This window comes from Actinosynnema sp. NPDC037264, assembly GCF_055603705.1.
Map to the genome: position 1 here is coordinate 117,353 of NZ_JBVJVK010000023.1, position 4,065 is coordinate 121,417.

Annotated in this window: 6 protein-coding genes; 3 read left to right on the plus strand and 3 right to left on the minus strand. The window is 70.9% G+C overall.

Going from position 1 to position 4,065, the window contains the following annotated elements; genetic code table 11:
• Positions 1–110: 110 nt before the first annotated feature.
• The 3 genes from ACZ7GX_RS24695 to ACZ7GX_RS24705 all read right to left on the minus strand — a co-directional run bounded on the left by ACZ7GX_RS24695 (position 111) and on the right by ACZ7GX_RS24705 (position 1,444).
• Positions 111–668: a prepilin peptidase gene (locus ACZ7GX_RS24695; protein ID WP_498779875.1), complete on the minus strand. Its 558-nt coding sequence runs from the start codon at positions 666–668 to the stop codon at positions 111–113.
• Positions 669–758: 90 nt separating this feature from the next.
• Entirely contained in the window at positions 759–1,211 is a 453-nt protein-coding gene (locus ACZ7GX_RS24700; RefSeq protein WP_498779876.1) for a PTS sugar transporter subunit IIA, read from the minus strand.
• Positions 1,208–1,444 (minus strand): PTS sugar transporter subunit IIB, encoded by a 237-nt coding sequence (locus ACZ7GX_RS24705; protein WP_123746555.1) that lies wholly within the window; start codon positions 1,442–1,444, stop codon positions 1,208–1,210. The genes ACZ7GX_RS24700 and ACZ7GX_RS24705 overlap by 4 nt, the downstream gene beginning before the upstream one ends.
• A 166-nt stretch (positions 1,445–1,610) precedes the next feature.
• Here ACZ7GX_RS24705 and ACZ7GX_RS24710 point away from each other — a divergent pair, with 166 nt between their 5' ends.
• Genes ACZ7GX_RS24710 through ACZ7GX_RS24720 form a run of 3 tightly spaced genes read left to right on the plus strand, consistent with a single transcriptional unit; the run spans position 1,611 to position 3,982 of the window.
• Positions 1,611–2,381 carry a GntR family transcriptional regulator gene (locus tag ACZ7GX_RS24710; protein WP_498779878.1) on the plus strand — a complete coding sequence of 257 codons (771 nt, stop codon included), beginning with the start codon at positions 1,611–1,613 and terminating at the stop codon, positions 2,379–2,381.
• Positions 2,378–3,682, plus strand: coding sequence for a PTS transporter subunit EIIC (locus tag ACZ7GX_RS24715; RefSeq protein ID WP_498779880.1), 1,305 nt, complete (start codon positions 2,378–2,380; stop codon positions 3,680–3,682). Before ACZ7GX_RS24710 ends, ACZ7GX_RS24715 begins: the two co-directional genes overlap by 4 nt.
• Before the next feature lie 30 nt (positions 3,683–3,712).
• Positions 3,713–3,982, plus strand: a complete 270-nt coding sequence (locus ACZ7GX_RS24720) for an HPr family phosphocarrier protein (protein ID WP_498779882.1) — start codon at positions 3,713–3,715, stop codon at positions 3,980–3,982.
• Positions 3,983–4,065: the final 83 nt, after the last annotated feature.

Consider the following 4,065-nt stretch of genomic DNA (forward strand, 5'->3'; position numbering starts at 1 on the left):
GCGGGCGAGGTTGGTGGGCGCGGGCGAGGTTGGTGGGCGCGGTTGTGAATGCGGGCGAGAGTGCGGATGTGAGTGCGGTGGGCTGTGGACGCGGCGGCACGAGGTGGGGGTTAGCCGGCGGAGACTGCGACCAGCCACGTCGCAGCCAAGAGGCCGGGGCCGTGGGGGAGGCTGTCGTGGGGCCATCTCAGGCCCAAGGTGAGGGTGAGCGCGCTCGCCAGCAGGGCACCGACCGGTAGGGCGAGCCACGACACCGAGGCCAGCACGGCGCCCAGCGAGCCCGCCAGCTTCACGTCTCCCCCGCCCATCGCCGACGGCGCCAGCAGGCGGACCAGGAGGTGGAAGCCGCCGAACAGCAGGCAGCCCGCCAGCGCCCGCCACAGGTCCGCCCCGCACAACCACAGCGTGACGCCGATCGCCGGGTACGCGGGCAGCGTCAACGCGTCCGGCAGGCGGCGGTGGCGCAGGTCGGTCACGGTCAGCAGCACGCCGAGCCACGCCACCAGCAGCGGCACGGGCAGCCAGTGCGGCGGGGCCAACGCCCAGGCCACGAACCACAACACGGCCGTCGGCACGGCGCACCACAGCAGACCGACGTGCGCCCCGCGCGGGAGGCGGCGCAGCAACCCGGCGCCCGCGGCGCCGGCCAGGAAGCCGGAGATGACCATGGGTCCAGCGTGGTCACCGGGATGGCGGGGGCGCAACGAGAAGTGCGGGTGAATGGTCCATTCACCCGCACTCGTCCGCCCGGCCGAAACTCAGCGCTGCCAGGAGAACAACGCGTCACCCGCCGCCACCGCGCCACCGGCCTGGTCCAGCAGCACCTCGGGGGCCGCGTCCAGCGCGATCACCGGGCAGATCGGCGCGAAACCCGCCGCCTCCACCTCCGCCGGGTCCCACGTCACCACGGGCTGCCCCGCGCGCACCGCCTCGCCCTTGACCACGTGCACCGTGAAGCCCTCGCCCTTGCGCTTCACCGTGTCGATCCCGAGGTGCACCAACACCGCCGCACCCTCCGAAGTGGCCACGACGAACGCGTGCGGGTGCAGCGTCACCACGGTCCCGTCCACCGGGGACACCACGTCCGCGCGCACCCGCTCCGGCTCGACCGCCACCCCCGGACCGACCATGGCCTGCGCGAACACCGGGTCCGGCACCTCGGCCAACGGCACCACGCGCCCGCCGACGGGGCTCGTCACGCGCAGCGTCACAGCAGGTCCTCGATGTCGCTGGCGATCGTGTCGGCCTCGGGACCCACCACCACCTGCACGACGTTGCCCGCACGCATCACGCCGTGCGCACCCAAGCCCTTCAAGGCCTTCTCGTCCACCAGGGAACCGTCTTCCAGCTCACAGCGCAGGCGCGTGATGCACGGCTCGATCTCCACGATGTTGTCCGCGCCGCCGAGCGCGGCGAGAATCCCGGCCGCTTTGTCGTCCGCCACTTCGAAGTCCTCTCTCGACACCTGCCCTGAGGGTGCCACCGCTCGGGCACGGTCCCGTAACGGCGGTTGACACCCGGTTGGCGCGCGGAGCATCCTCCCCGCACCAACTGGTCTAGACCGGAAAGTACCAATGCCCGTATGGACGCGCGAGCGCCGGGGAGGTGTCATGAGCCGCAACGAGATCGTCGACGGGCCCAAGCCCAAGCACGCCCAGCTGCGCGACATCCTGCGGCGCATGGCCGAGCAGGAGCTCTCGCCGGGCTCGCCGATCCCGTCCGAGCGCGACCTCGCCGAGCAGTACGGTGTGTCCCGCATCACAGTACGCGCGGCCGTCGGCCAGCTCGTCGCCGAGGGCCTGCTCACCAGGGCGAAGGGCCGCGGCACGTTCACCGCACGGCGGCGCATGGACGTCCAGCTGTACCTGGAGTCGTTCACCGACGACATGCGCCGGCGCGGCCTGACCCCCGCGACCGAGGTCCTGGCCTGCGCCGAGGAGGCGCCGACGCCCGAGGCGACCGCCGCGCTCGGCCTGCTGCCGCACGAACCGGCGTGCCGGCTCGTCCGCCTGCGCCGGGCGGACGGCGTGCCGCTGGCCGTCGAACGGGGCTGGTACAACCCGCGGGTCGTGCCGGACCTGGACCAGCACGACCTCACCGCGTCGCTCTACACCCTCATCGCCGACACGTACGGGGTCCAGCTCGACCACGCGGGCCAGACCGTGTGGGCCGAGGGGGCCGACCCCGAGACCGCGAAGCTCCTGGCCGTCCGGCCGGGCAGCCCGCTGCTCGTCTTCCGCCGGGTCTCGAGCTCACGAGGCAGGCCCGTCGAGGACATGACGTCCTGGTACCGGGGCGATCTCTACCAGGTGACCATGCAATTGGACCGGACCGTCCCGGAATCCGGCCCACACCACTCCGCCAAGGGAGGTACCCCATGAGCGCCAGCGCCCCACAGGCGACCGGCGGTCGTGAGATCAAGGGTCTGGCCGGGCTTCAGCGATTCGGCCGCAGCCTCATGCTGCCGATCGCCGCACTGCCCGTAGCCGCGCTCCTGCTACGACTCGGCCAGGACGACATCCTCGGCAAGGACTGGCTGGGCTGGAACGCGGTGGCCGGAGTCATCGGCGGGGCGGGCAACGCCCTGTTCGCCAACCTGCCGCTGCTGTTCGCCGTCGGTGTGGCCATCGGCTTCGCCCGGCGCGGTGACGGTTCCACCGCGTTGGCCGCCGTGGTCGGCTTCGTGGTGACCGAGGCCGTGTTCAAGGCGATGTCGCCGCTCGTGCTGCCGCTGCCGGAGGACGCGGCGGCCGACGCCAAGCAGGAGCTGATCAACTACTCGGTGCTGACCGGCATCGTGGTCGGCTTGATCAGCGCGGTGCTGTGGCAGAAGTACCACCGCATCAAGCTGCCCGCCTACCTGGCCTTCTTCGGCGGCCGGCGGTTCGTGCCGATCCTGGTCGCGGGCGTGATGATCCCCGTCGCGGTGGTCATGGGACTGGTCTACCCGTGGTTCGACGCGGGCCTGACCTCGGTCGGCGAGGCGATCTCCGGCAGCACGATCATCGGCGCGGGCGTCTACGGCACGATCAACCGCCTGCTGCTCCCGCTGGGCCTGCACCACATCCCGAACACGTTCATGTGGCAGGTCTTCGGCGAGTACGAGGGCAAGACCGGCGACATCCAGCGGTTCTTCGCGGGCGACCCGTCCGCGGGCACGTTCATGACCGGCTTCTTCCCGATCTTCATGTTCGCGCTGCCGGCGGCGGCGCTGGCCATCGTGCACACCGCCCGGCCGGCGCAGAAGAAGGTCATCGCGGGCATCATGGGCTCGGCTGCGCTGACCTCGTTCATCACGGGTGTGACCGAACCGCTCGAGTTCGCGTTCATGTTCGTGGCGTGGCCGCTGTACGTGATCCACGCGGTGCTCACCGGCACGTCGTTGGCGATCAGCAACGCGCTGGACATCCACAGCGGGTTCGGGTTCTCCGCGGGCGCCATCGACTACGCCCTGAACTTCAACATCTCGACCAAGCCCTTGCTGATCCTGGTGCTGGGCGTGATCTACGCGGCCATCTACTACTTCCTGTTCCGCTTCGTCATCACCAAGTGGAACCTGAGGACTCCGGGCCGCAGCGCGGACGAGGACCCCGAGGCCGACGCGAGCGTGGTCGACGGCGACAAGACCGCCACCACCGCCAAGGGCGACAAGGAAGGCCGGTCGGACGCGACCGCGTCCTGACGGCGAGTCGGAGTAACGAGAGGACGGGTCATGCCTGAGCGACGGGTCACCGTGGCGAGCAAGGTCGGACTGCACGCGCGCCCTGCCGCACTGCTGGCGAAGGCGGCGGCCGGGCAACCGGTGACGGTCACCATCCGCAAGGACGACGGCCAACCGGTCGAGGCGGCGAGCGTGCTGGGCCTGATGACGCTCGGCGCGATGCACGGCGACGAGGTCGTCCTGACCGCGGACGGCGAAGGCGCGGACGCCGCGCTGGAGGCGATCGCGGAGATCATCGCCACCGACCTCGACGAGTCTTAATGACCCGTGTCAAGTGGCTGTGGGCGCTGGTGTGGCGGAACTTGTCGTTGTGAACGGCCGGTTGTCGCGCAACAGTGCCCACA

What these genes read in the sequence shown, in the direction of transcription:
- ACZ7GX_RS24710 (WP_498779878.1), top strand. Translation starts at nt 1,611, where the DNA reads ATGAGCCGCAACGAGATCGTCGACGGGCCCAAGCCCAAGCACGCCCAG.
- ACZ7GX_RS24720 (WP_498779882.1), top strand. Translation starts at nt 3,713, where the DNA reads ATGCCTGAGCGACGGGTCACCGTGGCGAGCAAGGTCGGACTGCACGCG.
- ACZ7GX_RS24715 (WP_498779880.1), top strand. Translation starts at nt 2,378, where the DNA reads ATGAGCGCCAGCGCCCCACAGGCGACCGGCGGTCGTGAGATCAAGGGT.
- ACZ7GX_RS24695 (WP_498779875.1), bottom strand. Translation starts at nt 668, where the DNA reads ATGGTCATCTCCGGCTTCCTGGCCGGCGCCGCGGGCGCCGGGTTGCTG.